This is a genomic window from Nocardia sp. NPDC058058 (assembly GCF_042885355.1).
GTDB lineage: Bacteria > Actinomycetota > Actinomycetes > Mycobacteriales > Mycobacteriaceae > Nocardia.
In genome coordinates this window covers 194,925-212,054 of sequence record NZ_JBHVSA010000001.1, presented here as the reverse complement: position 1 = coordinate 212,054, position 17,130 = coordinate 194,925, and the positions used below count along the sequence as shown (strand labels likewise).

Sequence of the window (17,130 nt, the reverse complement as noted above, 5' to 3'; positions counted from 1 at the left end):
GAACCGTGCGGAATGTACGCGGATCGGCTGACAGTGCCGGTGGCCGGGAGGAAGATTTGCCGCATGTCAACTGGCGGTCACCCGCCGCGGCACAGCGAATCGACACCGATGATCGAAGCGCTGTCGCAGTGGCGGTTACGTGAACTGCTCGCCGAGGTGCAGGACCGAATCGCACAGGTCGCCGACGTACACAGTCGGATGGACCGGCTGATCGACGCCATGCTGGTCATCACGGCCGGGCTCAATCTGGACGATACGCTGCGCACCATCGTGCACACCGCGATCGAACTCGTCGACGCGCGCTACGGTGCGCTGGGCGTGCGCGAGACGGGCAGTAGCGGAAACAATCTGTGCGAGTTCGTCTATGAGGGCATCGACGATCGCACCCGGGTGCTGATCGGGGATCTGCCCACCGGATGCGGGGTGCTCGGCCTGCTCATCGAGGAGCCGAAACCGATTCGGATGGCCGATCTTTCGACCCATCCCGCATCCATCGGATTTCCGCAGCACCATCCGCCGATGCGCAGTTTCCTGGGCGTGCCGGTGAAGGTGCGCGATGAGGTGTTCGGGAGCCTGTATCTGACCGAGAAGGCCAACGGACTCGAATTCACCGAGGACGATGAGGTCGTGGTGCGGGCGCTGGCGGCGGCTGCCGGTATCGCCGTGGCCAATTCGCGGCTGTACGAGCAGTCCCAGACCAGGCAGTTGTGGCTGGAGTCGATTCGCGATGTCGCCACCGAACTGCTCGGCGGCGGTGATCCCGCCGAGGTGCTCGAGCTCATCGCCGATCGCGCGCTGCGGCTCACCGATTCGGTGTGCACCTTCCTGGCGCTGCCCGAGGATGTCGAACTGCCCGATGAGGAGGTCACCGAACTGGTGGTGGCGGCGGGCGCGGGCGCGGACTCCGCGCGGCTCATCACCCGGCGGGTGCCGATCGAGGGCTCACATACCGGCACGGTCTTCCGCACCGCGCAAACCCTGATCACCGAGGGACTGGAGTTCAACCCGTTCCCGGAGATCGACGCCGACTACGGCCCGGTACTGCTGCTGCCGCTACAGGCTCGGCGATCGATGCTCGGTGTGCTGGTGGTGTTACGCGCCACCGGCGCACCGGAATTCGATCCGTCGGCGACCGCGATGATGACCGTCTTCGCGGGTCAGGCCGCATTGGCATTGCGACTGGCCGATACGCAATCCCGGATGCGCGAACTCGATGTGCTGTCCGATCGCGACCGCATCGCCCGCAACCTGCACGACCGGGTGATCCAGCGCCTGTTCGCCACCGGGTTGGCGATACAGGGCACCGCGCAACGCATTCGGTCGACGGAGATCCGAGATCGCCTGTCGCGCAGTCTCGATGATCTGCAATCGATCGTGCAGGACATTCGCGAATCGATCTTCGACCTGCACGGCGCCGGGACCGGCCAGGCGCCGCTGCATCAGCGGCTCTACGACGTGGTCACCGAGATGACCGCCGAGACCACACTGCGCACCACCGTGCACGTATCCGGTCCGCTGTCGGTGCTGCCCACCGCGCTGGCCGATGACGTGGAATCGGTACTGCGTGAGGCGCTCAGCAATGTGGTGCGGCACGCGGGCGCGGCATCGGTGGCGATCATGCTCACCGTCGCCGATGACGCCGCCATCGAGATCATCGATGACGGCGCGGGGTTGGCGCACAATTCGGGACGCCGCAGCGGTCTGGCGAATCTGGAAGTTCGCGCCCACCGCCGCGGCGGCAATTTCGAACTCGGCTCCGGCGGCTCCGGTGGCACCCGGCTGTTCTGGTCAGCGCCGCTACCCTGAATCACGCGGCGGCGAAGAGTGATTCACCCCGCCGAACGCTGGTCGACAGCGATCTCCAGCAGGCGCTGCCGGGCCGAGCGCTCGCCCAGCTCGGCCAGAGCTCCCCGCGGAATCCCGGCCAGATCCCGAACGCATCCGCGCACGATCCAAGTCACCCAGCGACGCGAGAACCGGTCACCGAACTCCACGAACAGCCGATCGACCATCGCATCGACCAACTCCCGCTCACGCATCGCCCACAACGGCCCCGCCACGTATACATCGGTCATACCCCCAGCCTGCCGACCCGCACCGGCGCACGGGAGTGGCCAAAGTCCCACACCGAAGGGACTTCGGCCCAGCTACATCCCGGCCACATCACCCCCGGCGGGCATTATTCGGTGCGACGCACTGATGCGCGCCCCGCCGCCGCACTCCAGACCGGTTCGCCGCGCATCGGCAAGCCGTGACCGGGAAGCAGCCACCGCACCGGCAAACCGCGCAATTGCGCCGTGGTTCGTTGTGCGGCAAGGGAATCGATGACATCCGGGGCATGCCATACCCCGCCGCGCCGGGTCAGCACGGCATCGCCGGAGAGCAGCGTGCCGGTGGGCGGATGCCAGAAGGCGATGCTGTCGTCGGTGTGCCCGGGGGTGGCCAGGATCGTCCAGTCGGGTGCGCCCGGCAAGCGCTGCCCGGGGGTGAGCGGACCCGTGGGCGCGGGACCGCTCCACCGCATGCCCAGCGATGTGCCGTATCCGGCGATACGAGCGCCGAACAGCGGTGCGGTCAGCGCCGCGGCGTCGAAGCGCTGGCCGAGATACAGCGGTGTGGTCCGCAGCAACTGGCGGGTGGAGGGCGTCCGGGGTCGTTCCCCGTTCAGATAGTCGAAGGTGCGCTCCGGCACGAAGATCGGCGCGCGGTACCGGCGCGCGAGCTCGATCGCCCCGGCGATGTGATCGGTGTGGCCGTGTGTCGCGACGATGGCCAGCAGGGGTCCCGGTGCCCGATCGAGTACACCGGCGACATCGTCGGCAATGCGCGGCAGGCCCGCGTCGACGACGATCTGTCCGCTCTGCCCATGTAGGACATAGCAATTGAAGATCCAGCGCGAGATTCGAGTGATGTCACAATCGGGCAGGTGTTCCACGACCAGGCTCACATGCTCGATCATAGGTATACAGTCAGTTAGCAAGATGCTTGCAGTTGTTAGCACTGGCTTTGCTGTGAGCGGGACAGACAAAGGAGTCTGACTATGCCGGGTGTGCTGCCTGTTAATGCGTCCATGGTGATCGATGATCGGTTCACTGCGGTTGCGGCCAAGTTCTTTCGGATGTTCCGGCGGCGGGGGCAGGGCGGTGGGGCGCTGTCCGTTTATCTGCACGGGGAGCCGGTGTTGGATGTGTGGTCGGGGTGGGCGGGGCCGGATCGGCGGTGGCGGGGGGACACCATGGCGCTGTCGTATTCGACCGGTAAGGGGGTCGCGGCGACGGTGGCCAATCGGCTGATCGAAAGCGGCACAATGCGATTGGACGCACCGGTCGCGAGTTATTGGCCGGAGTTCGCGGCGAATGGCAAGGGCGACATCACGATCGCCGATGTGCTCAGCCATCGGGCGGGGCTACAACGGATTCGGGGACTGCTGCCGGACGCGGCTGCGCTGCTCGATCATGATCGGGTCGCCGCCGCCATTGCCGCCTCGGCACCGGATCCCATGCGGCTGCGGGCCTCCGGCTATCACGCCATTACCTTCGGCACCCTGGTCGCGGAGATCGCGCAGCGCGCCACCGGCCGGGATTTCCGCGAGGTGCTGCGCACCGAGGTGGCGGAACCGCTGGGCGACAACGACTTCTGGTTCGGCGTGCCCGAACGGCAGCGCGATCGGGTCGCCACGCTGGGGCCGCGACTCGGTATCGCCCGCATACCCATGGACACCCTGATCGCGCCCTTCGCCGCGGTGCGCCAGGTACGTTCGGCGCGCGGCGCGGTCTACGACGGCTGGGCCGATATGACCACGGGGACACTGCCTTACGACGCCATGATGCCGGGCTGGAACGGCACCTTCACCGCCCGCGCGCTCGGCAAGATGTACGGTGCGCTCGCCAATGGCGGACAGCTCGCGCACCGGCGGCTGCTCACTCCGGAGACCGCCGCGGCCATCGCCCGAATGCCCGCCAACAGCCGCTACGACTATGTGCTCGGCGCCGCACCGCAATTCGCGCGCGGTTATCATCGCGCGATCGTCGGCACCAGGCTGACCCGGCGCGCCTTCGGCCACTTCGGTCTCGGCGGCTCGGGCGGGCTCGCCATTCCCACGCTCGGGCTCTCGGTCGGCTTCGTCACCAACCACCTCGGCAGCATTCCCACCTCGGTGGCCGATACCCGGCTGCCGTTCCTGGCGGCTTCGGCGCAGCGCGCGGCGATGGCGGCGGCCGAGGCCACCCCGGCGGCGGATCGCTACGCGGAAGCCGGTTAGACGCAGCCGAATCGGACCCGAGCGCGGGCCGAACTAGGCACCGTACATGCGAGTGAAATCCTGCACCGGGTCCACGGCGGGCACCGTATAGCTCGACGAACTTCCGTCGACATTGGTTTCCTCGACGTACCGCGCGGGTTCGGCGGGCAGATGACGGAATCGCGCGCGCGGATCCTCGACCTGCTCCTGATCTTCGTTCGATGACATGATGTCCCCCTCCGGATCGTGTCGTCCCCATGCTACCCGGTGCGGCGGCGGCAAAAGCCAAGCCGGGCTGCGAGTTTCGCTAACTCGCGTCGATCACCTCATCGGCGGGCCGGCGCGGGGTGAGCGGGAGCGGTCCCGCGCCCGCGGCCGCCCAGCCCACCCGCACCATGGCCTGCGGATACGCGGCGTCCTGGAGCACCTCGGTGCGGATGGCGGCGGCCAGATCCGGCATGGCCAGCGGTTCGGATTGCAGACAGCTCGACAGGGTGAGGCTGGAGGCGGTGAGCAGCAGCGCGCTGGCGGCCTCACCCGCGCGCAGATGCGCCCGACGATCATCGGACGGGGTGCAGATCACCAGCCATTCCGAACTGTCGGCCTCGGTGTCGACATCGCCGAGTTCCGGATTCGCGAACGCCCGCAGCATGATCTCGTCCGCGGTGCGCGCGGCCGGCGCGCTGGCGGCGGGAACCCCGTCCGGTGAGCCGTGCCTGCCGCTCCAGCGCGACATCTCCAGCTGATAGCTCGGATCCAGCGCATGCCGGTCGGCGGCGCGATGACTGGCTTCGGCGAGCGCCCCGCGCAGTGACGCGGGCACCTGCCTGGCTGCCGCACCGAAACGCGGCGCGACCGCGGACATGCGGCGCATATGCGATTGGGTGACCAGGCGCGGACCGAACCGGCGGCGATCGGACTGACGGTGCACGATCGCGGCGGCGAGTTCGATATCGCCCTGCTCGGGCGCGTGCGGGGTGGCGGTGACGGCGGCCAGATGGTTCGGATCAGCCGGATCGGGCAGATAGTCCACGCGCGAGCGCCAGCCCAGTACCGCGAGCGCCACCCGCAAATGATGCAGTGCCGCACCACAACTCATCACCAGTCCGCGCGAATCCGGATCGGCCGCGGGCAGGTGTCGTTCCGGATCGGCGAAGAGATTGATGACGTCGTCGTCCAGACGCCAGCGCCACGGCTGGGTGTTGTGAATCGACGGTGCGCGGGCGGCCATGCCGACAGCCGTCTCGAATACCTGCGCCACCGTGCTCTGGTCGATCATGCGCCCGCACCTTCGGACGCCCGTTCGCTCTGGTCGATCATGCGCCTTCACTTTCCGATTTCGCCGGAGCCGACGGCACCGGCGGGCCGCTCCGACGGGGAGGCGCAGCGGTGATCGCGCCCTCCATGCTGCCCTACCGACGTCGCCCGGTGCCCGGACGCATCACCCGAATGGGGTGATTCAACTCGCAAAATACCTCCGTGAACTGGGTATTTTAGAGTTTGGTTAGGATGCCCTACATGACCAGAGTAACGCTGCGTTCCGTCCCGAACCGAGTGCCCGCGGTCGCGCTGGCGGTCCTGGCCGGTGCCGCGTTCATGCCCGCGCTCCCGGCCGCGGCGGCACCGTCCGCGCCGTCGATCGCGCTTTTCGCCGCGGACGGTGTGACCCCGCTCGGCGATACCGTGCTGCATCCCGGCGACCACATCACGGTCAAGGGGTCGGGCTTCGATCCCGCCGCGAATACCGGCGGATTGCCGGTACCGGTGCCGCCGGGCGTCCCGCATGGGACCTTCGTCACCTTCGGCGCGTTCGCCCCGCAGTGGCGGCCCTCGACCGGCGCGCCGACCGCGTCGCGCGCGGCGACTCGCTCGGCCGTGCAGTGGGTGCTGAGCGAGCCCGCGCTGAATCAGGTCCCGCGCGCGCCCTTCGATCTGCAGCGGACCATTCGCAACCAGTGGGTGCCGCTATCCGCGAATGGCGACTTCACCGCGGTGCTGGTGGTATCGCCGCCGAGCAAGCTGCCCGCCGATGCGGTCTACGGCGTGTACACCTATGCCGCGGCCGAGGCGGTGAACGCCGGTGAGGAGCTGTCCGCCCCGGTGCGCTTCGATCCGACGCCCGGCCCGAATACGCCGGTGGCCCCGAGCGCCGATCTGAGTTGGTCTCTCGCTTCGGGATTCGCCGATACCGTGACCGGCACACTTCAGGGATCGGTCAGCGGCGCGGATGGTGCGGGCGTTCGCGATAAGACACTGACCTTCGCCCTCGACGAGGCGGATATCGATCCGCGCACCGGCCTCGGCACCCTGCGCTACAAGGGCGCGATCACGGCCTCGACCCGATTCCACCTCGGTGAGATCGCGCTCGCGAATCCGTGGATCGAATTCACCGGCGACGGGACCTGGCTCAGCGCGGAAACCTCCACCTCGGACACCATCGGCACCGATTCGCTGCGCCGCATCCGGGTGGCCCGGCTCGATGCCCCGGCCACTCCCGGCCGCACCGAATGGTCGAACGTATCAGCCACTTTCGAACCGGTGCTGACCCCGGCGTCCTTGCAGCTCTACGCGGGCCGTGCCGCCGCGCCCATCAGCTTCCGCTACTGACGCCCGTGCTTGTATGGGACGGTGACCCCCGATCGTGAGTTGCCAGGAGAACGCCCGCCGGATGTAGTCCCAGATAGCAGGCTGCTGCTGCGGTTTGCTCCGGGTGGCTGGCGCTGGGACGCCGGGCTGCGCACGGCCCTGGCGTTCGGCCTGCCCGCATGCCTGCTGGTGGCATGGGGTCGCGCGGACTGGGCGCTGTTCGTCTGCTTCGGCGCGTTCGCGGTGATGTACGGCGAGGGCCGGGCGTATCGCGTTCGGTGGCAGGTGATTTCGATCGCGGGCGCGGCCCTGCTCGCATGTGTCGGACTCGGCATCGCGGTCGGCGCGACCACGCCTGGAACCGGTACCGCGGCGTGGCTGGTGGATGTGGCGGTGCTGCCGGTACTGGCGGTCATCGGGGTGTACGTGATCGATGCCGCGCGGCTGGGACCGCCCGGGGTGATGTTCTTCCTGGTGGCCTGTTCGGGCGCGCTGGCGGCGACGCGTTCCGGGGTGGCTGCGAACGGCATCCTGATCTCGACCGCCCTGGGCGTCGCGGGCGCACTGCTGGTGTCGATGGCCGGACGGCTGATCGCACCGCATCAGCCGGAACGGATCGCGGTGGCGCTGGCGGTCCGCGCGGTGGACGATTACGCGGCCGCACGCGATGACGGCGTGGCGACCGCCGCCCAGCGGCATCGCGCGGCGGAGGCGCTGTGGAACGCGTGGGGAACGGTCTACGACGCCGGATTGTCGGACGACACCGAAGGTGCCACGCTGCAACTGCTTTCGGCGCATCGGCGCTTGGGTACCACCGATCCGGAGGCCGACGCTCAGGGAATCCCCTTGGCGCGCCCCACCATCGGGTATCGACTGCGGCGCTCACTCGACTGGGATTCGCATGCGGCCATCACCTCGGTGCGGGTCGCCTGCGCCGTCGTCGTCGCCGGCGTACTCGGCGGGCTGACCGGCTCGGACCATCCGCACTGGGCGATCCTGACCGCCCTGATCATCCTGCAGGCCGGACCCGACCGGGTGCACGGCCGCGTCCGCGCCATCCACCGCCTGGTCGGCACCGCCGCCGGTCTCCTGGTCTTCGCGGCCCTGATCCAGCTGTCCCCCACCGGTTTCGCCCTCGTGCTGATACTCGCCGCCCTGCAATTCGGCGTGGAATTGTTCATCACCCGCAACTATTCGGTAGCCGCGATCTTCTTCACCCCGGTCGCCCTGCTCGCGGGCGGCGCGGGCGCGACCGGCCAGGCCGTCGGCGCGGTCATGCGAGACCGCCTGGTGGAGACGGCAATCGGCGTAATCATCGCCCTGCTCACCCTGCGCTTGGTCCTCCCCCGCGCCCACCGCCGCACCTTCACCTGGACCGAACACCGCGTCCGCACCGGCACCACCGTCCTGCGCACCCGATTACGCGACCTCCCGGCCGACGCGCCCCCGATCCTGGAACTCCGCCGCGACCTGCAATTCGACCTGATCGGCGCGATGCGCGCCGGAATCGACTCCACCCACAACGATCCGCAATGGACCCACCAGGTCTGGACCCCACACGCCGACCTACTGCACTCCGGCTACGACCTGCTCGCCGCCTGCCGCGCCGTCCCACCGGGCGCAAAGATGTAATGCCCGCCGTGCGATTTCATCGAGACTGTCCCCATCGGCGTTCTCGATGCGATGAAAGGCCATTTGCGGGAACAGGTTTCGAAGGTCGTCGATGGTGCGCAGGTAGTTTCCGCGCAGCGCGGTCAGGTGGGTGAGGCTTTCGTGGGTTTCGATCGCGCCGCGCGCGGCGCAGCGGCGGGCGGCCTGATCGGGTGGGGTGTCCAGCCAGAGCACGGTGTCGGGCAGGGTGGTGCGGTAGGCGGTGGCGAAGCGGTTCAGGGCGTCGGATGTGGTGTGGGACAGCACGGTGACGATTTCGCCGAGGGTGGTCCGCAGGTTCGCGCCGAGGTGTACGCGGGCGGATTCGGTTCGCTGCCAGGCTCTTACGGCGGCGGCCGCGCCCGGCTGCCGTTGGTCGGCGAGGGCCAGGAGTTCGGCCAGTCGGTCCGGGTCGTCCCGTTCGGACCGGGCGATGCGGGCGTAGAGCGGGGCGTAGACCAGGGTTTCGATGAGCGGGTGACGTTCGCAGACCAGCACATTGGGGTCGAAGGTGGTGCGGAAGAAGTCTTCGACCGGGCCGTAGAGGGTCATGCGGAGGTAGAGGGCGGCGGCTTTCACGGCCGGATAGCCCACCGTATCGGCGGCATCGCTCACCGCCTTGAGCTGGCGGGAAAGCTCGTGCAGCGGACCATTGGGTGTGTGGTGAAAGTCCGGGCAGCTCAGGGCGATCCAGCGTTCATCGGCAGGAGCGAGCTGGCGCAGCCGGGCGATGAACTCGGATTTGCCGCTGCCGTCGATGCCGACGACCGCGATGCGGTGGGGTGCGGTCATGGCGCGACACCGATCGGGATGGCGGCGGCTATGGTGCGGGTCAGGATGCCCGGTTCGGCGGTGCCGTCGAGTTCATGCCAGCCGAGTTCGCGCGACAGGCCGTCCAGCACGGTCTGACTCTGCTGCTGGAACTCCAGGAACTTCTCGGCGTCGCCGTATCCGCTCTCGTAATCGCTGCGTTCGATCTTGCGGGCCAGCGCGGTACCCGGGGACACCTTCAAGTAGCAGGTCAGATCGGGTGCGGCGAACCCGGAGGCATGGGCGCGCAGGGCGGCGGGGTCACCGCCATGCGCGACCTCGGTGGCGAAGTACTTGTACCAGTACGCGTTCAGTAGAATCACCTCCGGTGCCGCCGCCGCGGCGAGTTCCACGGCGACCTGCACGGCATGAAAGAGGAACAGCGCCCGCGACGAAGGGCGCAGCACCCGCAGATAGCCGAAGACCTCGTCGCGGTCGCGAAAGGGCAGCCGCGCCGCGATGACGGGATCATCCAGGGCATCCCAGATTCCGGCTTCGGCGGTGCTGATCCCTTGGTCGCGAAGGGTTTTCGCGACCGCGGCGACCTGCGTGCTCTTACCCGAGGCGTCCCCGCCCGCGATGCAAACCACGAATGGCGTGCTGATCGGCGACATTTCAGCTCTCCCCCGCCCGGTCCAGGCGTTCGACCACGCCGGAACCCCCGTCGAGACGAACGCGTTCGCCGTCGCGCACGATCGACATCAGCCCCGGTACCCCGACCACCGCCGGAATGCCGAGTTCGCGCGCCAGCACGGCCGAATGCGACAGGGTGCTGCCGCGTTCGATCAGCAGTCCCTTGACGCTGGGGAACAACGGCCCCCACCCCGGATCGGTGCGGCGGGTGGTCAGGATCTTGCCGGTGACATCGAGATCGTCCTCGGGACTCATGACGATCTGCACCTGCCCCTCGACAATGCCCGGCCAGCAACCGGTGCCGCGCAGGGTGTCCGAATCGGCGACCGCCGCATCGGGAACGGCGGTGTCGACGGCCAATGACGGCGGGCCGGTGGTCTCGAACTGGTTCGGCGGTTCGACCAGTTCGTAGCGGGCGAATTCGGCGATCCGGGTGCGGGCGAGCGCACCCAGATCCGAGGTCATGGACCGGCCCTCGGCGAACGCCTGAATCTCCTCCATGGTCAGGTAGAAAACGTGTCCGGGCGCGTCCAATTGCCCTGCGGCGGCGAGCAATTCACCGATGCGGAGGTAGACCGAACGGCCGACGCCGATGATCCGGGTCCGGGTGAGCCGCACTCGCTCGCGGTCCCGCACGGCGCGGCGGGCCCTACGCAGCACCGCGACCAGCCGGGTGCGGCGCGCGGCGGCGAGGGTGTCCAGCACCTCACGCTCGAACTGTTCCTGGCGCACGCGATGGCTGCGCTCGAGTTCATCGGCGTCGATACCGCTGTCGTTCACATAGTTTCGCAGCACCGTCGCGATGAAGGACGGATCCTGGCGCAGCGATACGGTTTCCAGCTTCTGCTCGCCCATGCACCGATCGCCGTACAGCTCGATGTAGTCGTCGAGCACCTGCCGCACGGCGGGCGAGGCGGCCCGCACCGCGTCGTACCCGGTGCGCGGATCGCCGGTGAACACCGCCTCCCGCAGTGCCGCGTCCGCGCGAATCCGCCCGGCCAATCGCATGAGAATCACCGTGGGCTGGAGTGATTCGACCGCCTCCTCCGAGGCGAGCAGCCGCGCCACCACTTCCTCCGAGGCGGGCGTACCGTCCTGGGCCAGCAGCCGCCGCGCCCGCCCGGCCTGATTGCTCAGGTACAGATCGTTGATCATCTGCACCGACCAGCGCCCGAACAGCCGCAATCCCTGATCGGCCAACTCCAGCAGTTCACGCAGATCGGTGGCGGTGGCCTGGGCGCGCCGAATGCGATCCACCTCCGCGCCGACCTCACGCTGGAAGCGATCAACCAGTGCGGCGCGATTGGCCATCCGCCAGCCCAAAACCGCTACAACGGGCAGCAATTGGGGCAGGCGCACCAGTCGATCGCGCACGCTGGGATGAATGCCCTCGATGAAATCGACCGGGTTCTCGACGCCGATCATGCGCTCGACGTCTTCCTTGTTCCGCTGGAAGTACGGGGCCAAACTCAGTACCCGGTACCAGTTCTCGATGTTGTAGTACACCCGGCCCGAGACCAGTCCGACCATATTGCGCAGCACCTGATCGTGTGCGGCGATGACGGGGGCGCGCACACCGATCATCCGCAGCGTCTCGGTGAAGATCACCTCGTACACCCGCGCCGCCCAGGAGAAGGTGAGCGGGGAGGTCACCCCGTTGAAGCTCTCCTGGATATTGCTGTTGTCCCACACCGCCCGCCAGGTGCCGAGCGCGGCCGGATCGGCGGCGGTGGCGGCCGCGGTGATCGGACGGGTTTGCAGCACAACGGTTTCGCCGTCGCGCAGGGTCCATTCGATGTCCTGCGGTCCGCCGAGCGCGGTCGCGATGCGCACACCCTCGAGCACCAGCCGCGCGGTCTGTTCGGGGGTGAGGCAGCGGCGGGTGCGGCGATCGCCGTCGATCGGCTGTTCGCGCACACCACCGGTGGCGTCGCGGACGAATTCCAGATCCTTGTCCGCGATCCGGGTCGCGAGCTCGGATCCACCGTGGGACAGCACGAATTCATCGGTCGCGCAGGCCCCGCTCACAATGCCCTCGCCGAGCCCCCAGCAGGCGCTGATCAACGCCTCGTCCATGCGGCCGGTCACCGGGTTGCCGGTGAACATGACGCCGGAGACCGTACCGTCGGCCATGTCCTGCAGGATCACCGCGACCTCCGGGGCGGCGGTCTCGACGGCTCCGCGATAGTGCAGCGCCCGCGCACTGAACGCCGAGGCCCAGCACAGGCGAATGGCGTCCAGCACCTGTTCGGCGTCGGTGCGGAACAGATAGCTTTCGAAGATTCCCGCGTACGAGCGGTCCGCACCGTCCTCGCCGACCGCCGAGCTGCGCACCGCGATCGGTCCTCTATCCCGCATGAATTCCGCTACGGCCTCGGTCAATTCGGCGTCCACCGGTGTCTCGGCGATCGCCCGCCGCAGCGCGGTGGCGGCCTCGGCTCGCTCGGGATCGGTGGTCGCGGCCGAGACCGCGCGGTACAGCTCCGGCAGCGGTCCCGAGCGCAGGTGCGCATCGAACGCCTCGACGGTCACCACCGACCATTCGGGGACGCGCGCACCGGTGCCCAGCAGCCGGGCCAGCCCGATCGCCTTGCCGCCCACCAGCTTTCCGTCCGCCTCGGTGACGCTGTCACCGGCGTGCAATAGCGCTGCTGCGTTCTCTGACAGCACGGTCATCAGTCGGCTCCGATCGCTTCGATAATGTTCATCCGTGCCACCCGCCACGCGGGTATCAGACTGCCGATCAGGCAGATCGCCAGCGCGCCGACGGCGAGCGTGAATGCCGCCGGTACGGGCACGAATTCGACGTCCACATTCCAGGCGCGCGCGGAGGCCAGATCCGCGATGACCTGTTCGACCGATCCGAAGATCAGCCCGAGCACCCCGCCGGTGATGCCGATCGCCGCCGCCTCGGCGAGCACGATCGCCAGGGCGAGCCGCCGACTCGATCCGATGGCCCGCAGCACCCCGAGCTCGCGCCGCCGTTCCAGCACCGAGAGCAGCAGCGTATTGATCAGCGCCACAGCGGAGATGATGACCACGATGATCCAGATCAGGTGATTGAGCCGGGTGGCCTGGTTCAGCGAATCTCCGAAACCCTGTACGGCCGCCGCACCCGTGTACGCCTGGGTGCCGCCGGGCAGCACGCCCTGTACCTCGGTCAACAACCGGTCCGGATCGATACCGGGCGCGGCGTGCAGTTCGAGCGTGGAGGCCCCCGCGCGGGCGAACCAGTCCCGCATCTGCGGCAGCGCCATTCCGATCGCGCCATTGAGCCCGGAGAAGAACGGCACCGTCGCGAGCACGGTGACGCTGCGCTCCCCGGTGGCCGTTGGCATCGAAACCGACTCCCCCACACTCAGTTTCAGCGCGTCGGAGAGATCGCTCGACATAATCACGCCGCGACCGTCGAGCACGGCCTGCCGCACGGTGGAATCCACCGCCGCCAGCAACGGGCTCGCCGCACCGGGCGCGAGACCGAATGCCATGGCCCGCTTGCCGCCGAGCGCGACGTATCCCGCCTGCCCTTCGACGACCTGCGCGATATCGGGCAGCGCCCGCAGTCGCTCGGGCAGGTCGGTCGCCAGCAGTGGTCCGGTGGGGAAGGTACCCGCCGGGGTGGTGGACACCCAGACATCCGCGCCGCGCAGGGCGGCGAACGAATCCTTGGTCGAGTCAACGGCATTGGTATTGCCCGCGCTGATCGCGAAGGTGGCCGCGACCGCGACGCTCACGGTCATCAGGGTCGCCCAGGCGCGCTTCGGTGAGCGCCGAATGGCCTCGGCCGCAAGCTCACCGGGACTGCCGAACCGGCTCGCCACCCAGGCGGCGGCCCGCACGATCGGCACGCCGAGCGCGAAGCCCAGCAGCACCTCGGCGGTGAACATGGTGGTGATTCCGGCGTTCGCGGCGATACCGGGCTGCCGGGTCGCCACGAACGCGCCGATACCGAGCACGACGGCCGCCACCCCGGCCGCGATCCGCAGCCGGGGCCGCACCACATCGGCGACCGAGACGCCAACGGGGGCAAGCGCTTCCACCGGCGACACCCGGTACACCTGGCGGGCCGCCAGCCCGGCCGCACCGACGCAGACCAGCACCGCGACGACCACCGCCACCGGAATAGCCCACACCGGCACGATGAATTCGATGCGCGCGCTCACCGCTTGCAGGAACAGGTCCGGTAGTCGCTCGATGGCGTAACGGCCCAGCAGTACACCGAGTCCCGCACCGAGCAGTGCGCCGAGCGCCGCCAGTACCGCGGTTTCCAGCAGCAGATCACCGACCAGGGTGAGCCGCCGCCCGCCCAGCGAGCGCAGCATGGAGATCACCGGACGCCGCTGGGCGATGGCCATACCCATGGCGGTGTAGATGAGGAATCCGGCGACCAGGAACGCCATTCCCGCCGCCGCGACCGCGGTGAAGCGGATGAGCATCACGCCATTACTGGATTTGCTTGCCGCAGCGGAGGATTCGGTGACCACGGCGCGCCCGGCGACCGCCGTGCTCACCCCCGGCCGTAATGCGTCGGCACCGCCGTCGCCGATGATGAGCACCGAATCCAGCACCCCGGACTTCCCGGCCGCCCGTTGCGCCAGCGGTAGCGGCGCGAGCAGATAGCGCCCGCCGTTGAACCGGGTCGCCTCCGGACTGTCCAGCACCCCGGCCACCGTGACCTCGGCACCGCGCAACGCGATGCGCTCACCCACGGCGAATCCGGTGTCCGGTCCCACCAGCACACCGTCCTTGACGGTCGTCAATGCCGCCGCGTGCCCGGCCAATTCGTTCTTGATCGGACTGTCCAGCGCGGCGGCGCCGGCATCGGTGCCCAGCAGCAGTACGGTGCCGCGCGGTGTGCTCACCGCGGTGCGGACCACCGGAACCGCCGCCGTCACACCGGGCGTGCGGGCCACCTCATCGCGGACCGCGGCCGGGAAACCGCTGTCCGAGGCCCCGGACACCTCGAGCACGGCATTGCCGCCGAGCCCGGCCGCCACCCGGTCGATGGACTGGTCGATGGAGCCGATGATGCACAGCACGGTCACCAGCAGTGCGGTCGAGACCGCCACCACCGCGATGGATGCCAGCGCCCGGCCCCGGTGCACCAGCAGATCGCGAATACTGAGGAACCGCAGTCGATCCCAGGCGGAGAGCATCAGGCGGCACTCTTCTCGTCACTGCTGACGCCGCCGTCGCGCAGGGTGATGACCCGGTCGGTGGCGGCGGCCGCGACCATATCGTGGGTGACGGTGATGACCGCGCGCCGGCGCTCGGTGTCGTGCGCGATCGAGGCCAGCAGCTCCATCAGCTGCGCACCGGTCTTGGAGTCGAGATTGCCGCTGGGCTCATCGGCCAGGATCAGCGGCGCGTCCAGCATGAGCGCGCGGGCCACCGCGACGCGCTGCATCTGACCGCCGGACAGTTCGGCGGGCCGATGGTCGGCACGGTTGGCCAGATCCACCAGGGCGAGCAATTCCAGGGCGCGCGGTTTGGCCTTGCGCAGGGTGCCGCCGTCCAGCAGCAGCGGCAGCGCGACGTTCTCCCAGGCGCTCATGGTGGGCAGCAGATTGAAGAACTGGAAGATGAAACCCACGGTGCGGCGGCGGAATTCGGCGAGCCCGTCATCACCGAGCGCACCGAGGGCGCGGCCCTCGAATTCCACCGTGCCGGAGTCCGGGGTGTCCAGCGCCCCGAGAATGTGCAGCAGGGTGCTCTTCCCGGCCCCCGACGGGCCGACGATGGCGCTGAACGTCCCGGCCTCGAAACTCAGGTTCAGCGTGGACAGCGCCCGCACCTGCTGTTCGCCGATGGTGTAGGACTTGGACACATCTTTCAGCTCCAGCACTGGAGCACCTCCTCGATACTCGCCAATGGCGTTCCCAGATAGCCCGTTTCGAGGCAGTGGTCCAGCAGCACCCGCAGATAGTCGGGTCCGGTGTCCGGTGGGGGCGTGCCAAGCAGTTCGGTCGCGGCGGCGGTGCCGAAGTCGCGACGGCTGTTGAAATAGTTGGTGTATTGCGCGCCGATCCGCAGGTAGTACTCGCGCTCGACGGCATCGAGTTCCGCCGGATCGAAGGTGGTCGCGGGTACGAAACGGGCCACCTCGAAGGAGGGGTACTCGGCGAAGATCTCCGACATCGCGCGCAGCGAGGTGGCGTTCGCGCCCACCGCGTGACAGGTCTTGCCCTGCGCTCGATCGAATTGCGTTGTGGCGGCGACGATCACATCCGCGACGTAGTCCACGGGCGCGAAGGTCAGGGTCGCGTCGTAGCGCCCGGGCAGGGTGCGCAGCTTTCCCTCCACGATCAGTTTGACCACGGTGTAGAGGTTCTTGTAATCGCGAATCGCGCCGGACTCGGTCAGACCGGTGACGATGCCGGGGCGCACCACGGTCCAGCGCAGCCCGGGCAGGTTCCGGACATGCTGTTCGGCAAGGTATTTGCTGCGTTCGTAGCCATTGCCGAACGAGTCGGAACCGGGGGCGAAGTCCTCCTCGATGAACCCGTCGCGGCGGCCGCACACGTACGCGGTGCTGACGTACACCAGCGGAATGTCCCAGGAGCGGGCGAGTTCGGCCGCATGCTCGGTACCGCCGACATTGAGTTCGGCGTAATCCCGTTCCGGGGCATCGAAATCGGTGGTGGCGGCGCTGTGCACCAGGGTGCCGACGCGCTCGCGCAACAGGGTGAGCGTCTCCGGGTCCAGCCCGAATCCGGGCTGCCGGATATCACCGGTGACGAACGCGACTTCGTCCGCGCCGCCGGTGAATTCCGCCGCCGCCACCCGGGTGCCGCGACTGTCCACGATCTGCGGCGTGCGGTGGGTGAGCACCACGACCGGGATGCCGCGCGCTCGCAGCCGCGTCACCACTTCCGCGCCCACCAGGCCGCTCGCACCGGTGACCAGGACCGCGTTCGGCTCACCCACGCGTCGCCTCCTCGGCAGTGGTCGCCGCGGTGCCAAGCGTGGTGGCAACCAAGGTGATCACATCGCCCACCCGCCGCACATCGGTCAGCTGTTCGGGTGCGTACCGCGGCAGACCGAAACCGCGTTCCAGGGCGACCGTGAGTTCCATCAGGCGAATCGAATCGAAGCCGAGATCCTCTATCAGCCGCTGTTCATCGAGCACCGTGTTCGGCGGCTCGGGAGCCATATGCGCGATCAGGGTGCGGGTGCGGGCGGCGATGACCGCCGCGTCGATCGGAATCACG

At 68.6% G+C, this 17,130-nt stretch carries 15 protein-coding genes; 4 read left to right on the top strand and 11 right to left on the bottom strand.

What is annotated here, in order from left to right; translation table 11 throughout:
- Positions 1-63 precede the first annotated feature (63 nt).
- On the top strand, positions 64-1,806 hold the full coding sequence (locus ACFVUS_RS00950) for a GAF domain-containing protein (RefSeq protein ID WP_387761061.1): 1,743 nt from the start codon (positions 64-66) through the stop codon (positions 1,804-1,806).
- A gap of 23 nt (positions 1,807-1,829) precedes the next feature.
- Here ACFVUS_RS00950 and ACFVUS_RS00945 read toward each other — a convergent pair whose 3' ends face one another.
- Both ACFVUS_RS00945 and ACFVUS_RS00940 read right to left on the bottom strand, forming a co-directional pair.
- Complete coding sequence (locus ACFVUS_RS00945) at positions 1,830-2,075, bottom strand: hypothetical protein (RefSeq protein WP_387761060.1); 246 nt, start codon at positions 2,073-2,075, stop codon at positions 1,830-1,832.
- A gap of 104 nt (positions 2,076-2,179) precedes the next feature.
- Positions 2,180-2,959 (bottom strand): MBL fold metallo-hydrolase, encoded by a 780-nt coding sequence (locus ACFVUS_RS00940; protein ID WP_387761059.1) that lies wholly within the window; start codon positions 2,957-2,959, stop codon positions 2,180-2,182.
- A gap of 81 nt (positions 2,960-3,040) precedes the next feature.
- Between ACFVUS_RS00940 and ACFVUS_RS00935 the strand changes: the two genes are divergently transcribed.
- Positions 3,041-4,261 (top strand): serine hydrolase domain-containing protein, encoded by a 1,221-nt coding sequence (locus tag ACFVUS_RS00935; protein ID WP_387761058.1) that lies wholly within the window; start codon positions 3,041-3,043, stop codon positions 4,259-4,261.
- Between the two features lie 33 nt (positions 4,262-4,294).
- Here ACFVUS_RS00935 and ACFVUS_RS00930 read toward each other — a convergent pair whose 3' ends face one another.
- Both ACFVUS_RS00930 and ACFVUS_RS00925 read right to left on the bottom strand, forming a co-directional pair.
- Entirely contained in the window at positions 4,295-4,468 is a 174-nt protein-coding gene (locus tag ACFVUS_RS00930) for a hypothetical protein (RefSeq protein ID WP_387761057.1), read from the bottom strand.
- 79 nt (positions 4,469-4,547) lie between these two features.
- Positions 4,548-5,519, bottom strand: a complete 972-nt coding sequence (locus tag ACFVUS_RS00925) for an Acg family FMN-binding oxidoreductase (RefSeq protein WP_387761056.1) — start codon at positions 5,517-5,519, stop codon at positions 4,548-4,550.
- 239 nt (positions 5,520-5,758) lie between these two features.
- Between ACFVUS_RS00925 and ACFVUS_RS00920 the strand changes: the two genes are divergently transcribed.
- A complete protein-coding gene (locus ACFVUS_RS00920) occupies positions 5,759-6,847 on the top strand; it encodes an HtaA domain-containing protein (protein WP_387761055.1) in 1,089 nt (362 codons plus the stop codon).
- A 21-nt stretch (positions 6,848-6,868) separates the two neighbouring features.
- A complete protein-coding gene (locus tag ACFVUS_RS00915; RefSeq protein ID WP_387761054.1) occupies positions 6,869-8,458 on the top strand; it encodes an FUSC family protein in 1,590 nt (529 codons plus the stop codon).
- Here ACFVUS_RS00915 and ACFVUS_RS00910 read toward each other — a convergent pair.
- The 7 genes from ACFVUS_RS00910 to ACFVUS_RS00880 are packed head-to-tail and all read right to left on the bottom strand — an operon-like array spanning position 8,393 to position 17,129.
- Entirely contained in the window at positions 8,393-9,268 is an 876-nt protein-coding gene (locus ACFVUS_RS00910) for a hypothetical protein (protein ID WP_387761053.1), read from the bottom strand. The genes ACFVUS_RS00915 and ACFVUS_RS00910 overlap by 66 nt on opposite strands.
- Positions 9,265-9,900 carry a hypothetical protein gene (locus ACFVUS_RS00905; protein WP_387761052.1) on the bottom strand — a complete coding sequence of 212 codons (636 nt, stop codon included), beginning with the start codon at positions 9,898-9,900 and terminating at the stop codon, positions 9,265-9,267. Before ACFVUS_RS00905 ends, ACFVUS_RS00910 begins: the two co-directional genes overlap by 4 nt.
- 1 nt (position 9,901) lies before the next feature.
- Positions 9,902-12,595, bottom strand: coding sequence for a phosphoenolpyruvate synthase (locus tag ACFVUS_RS00900; protein WP_387761051.1), 2,694 nt, complete (start codon positions 12,593-12,595; stop codon positions 9,902-9,904).
- Positions 12,595-15,075 (bottom strand): FtsX-like permease family protein, encoded by a 2,481-nt coding sequence (locus ACFVUS_RS00895; protein WP_387761050.1) that lies wholly within the window; start codon positions 15,073-15,075, stop codon positions 12,595-12,597. Before ACFVUS_RS00895 ends, ACFVUS_RS00900 begins: the two co-directional genes overlap by 1 nt.
- Positions 15,075-15,764: an ABC transporter ATP-binding protein gene (locus tag ACFVUS_RS00890; protein WP_387761049.1), complete on the bottom strand. Its 690-nt coding sequence runs from the start codon at positions 15,762-15,764 to the stop codon at positions 15,075-15,077. Before ACFVUS_RS00890 ends, ACFVUS_RS00895 begins: the two co-directional genes overlap by 1 nt.
- Positions 15,752-16,846: an SDR family oxidoreductase gene (locus ACFVUS_RS00885; RefSeq protein WP_387761048.1), complete on the bottom strand. Its 1,095-nt coding sequence runs from the start codon at positions 16,844-16,846 to the stop codon at positions 15,752-15,754. Before ACFVUS_RS00885 ends, ACFVUS_RS00890 begins: the two co-directional genes overlap by 13 nt.
- Positions 16,839-17,129 (bottom strand): acyl carrier protein, encoded by a 291-nt coding sequence (locus ACFVUS_RS00880; RefSeq protein ID WP_387765343.1) that lies wholly within the window; start codon positions 17,127-17,129, stop codon positions 16,839-16,841. The genes ACFVUS_RS00885 and ACFVUS_RS00880 overlap by 8 nt, the downstream gene beginning before the upstream one ends.
- Position 17,130: the final 1 nt, after the last annotated feature.

Bases quoted from the DNA above. Each gene is read 5' to 3' on its own strand.
- ACFVUS_RS00945 (WP_387761060.1), bottom strand. From the start codon at position 2,075: ATGACCGATGTATACGTGGCGGGGCCGTTGTGGGCGATGCGTGAGCGG.
- ACFVUS_RS00930 (WP_387761057.1), bottom strand. From the start codon at position 4,468: ATGTCATCGAACGAAGATCAGGAGCAGGTCGAGGATCCGCGCGCGCGA.
- ACFVUS_RS00905 (WP_387761052.1), bottom strand. From the start codon at position 9,900: ATGTCGCCGATCAGCACGCCATTCGTGGTTTGCATCGCGGGCGGGGAC.
- ACFVUS_RS00940 (WP_387761059.1), bottom strand. From the start codon at position 2,959: ATGATCGAGCATGTGAGCCTGGTCGTGGAACACCTGCCCGATTGTGAC.
- ACFVUS_RS00950 (WP_387761061.1), top strand. From the start codon at position 64: ATGTCAACTGGCGGTCACCCGCCGCGGCACAGCGAATCGACACCGATG.
- ACFVUS_RS00925 (WP_387761056.1), bottom strand. From the start codon at position 5,519: ATGATCGACCAGAGCACGGTGGCGCAGGTATTCGAGACGGCTGTCGGC.
- ACFVUS_RS00910 (WP_387761053.1), bottom strand. From the start codon at position 9,268: ATGACCGCACCCCACCGCATCGCGGTCGTCGGCATCGACGGCAGCGGC.
- ACFVUS_RS00900 (WP_387761051.1), bottom strand. From the start codon at position 12,595: ATGACCGTGCTGTCAGAGAACGCAGCAGCGCTATTGCACGCCGGTGAC.
- ACFVUS_RS00920 (WP_387761055.1), top strand. From the start codon at position 5,759: ATGACCAGAGTAACGCTGCGTTCCGTCCCGAACCGAGTGCCCGCGGTC.
- ACFVUS_RS00895 (WP_387761050.1), bottom strand. From the start codon at position 15,075: ATGCTCTCCGCCTGGGATCGACTGCGGTTCCTCAGTATTCGCGATCTG.
- ACFVUS_RS00935 (WP_387761058.1), top strand. From the start codon at position 3,041: ATGCCGGGTGTGCTGCCTGTTAATGCGTCCATGGTGATCGATGATCGG.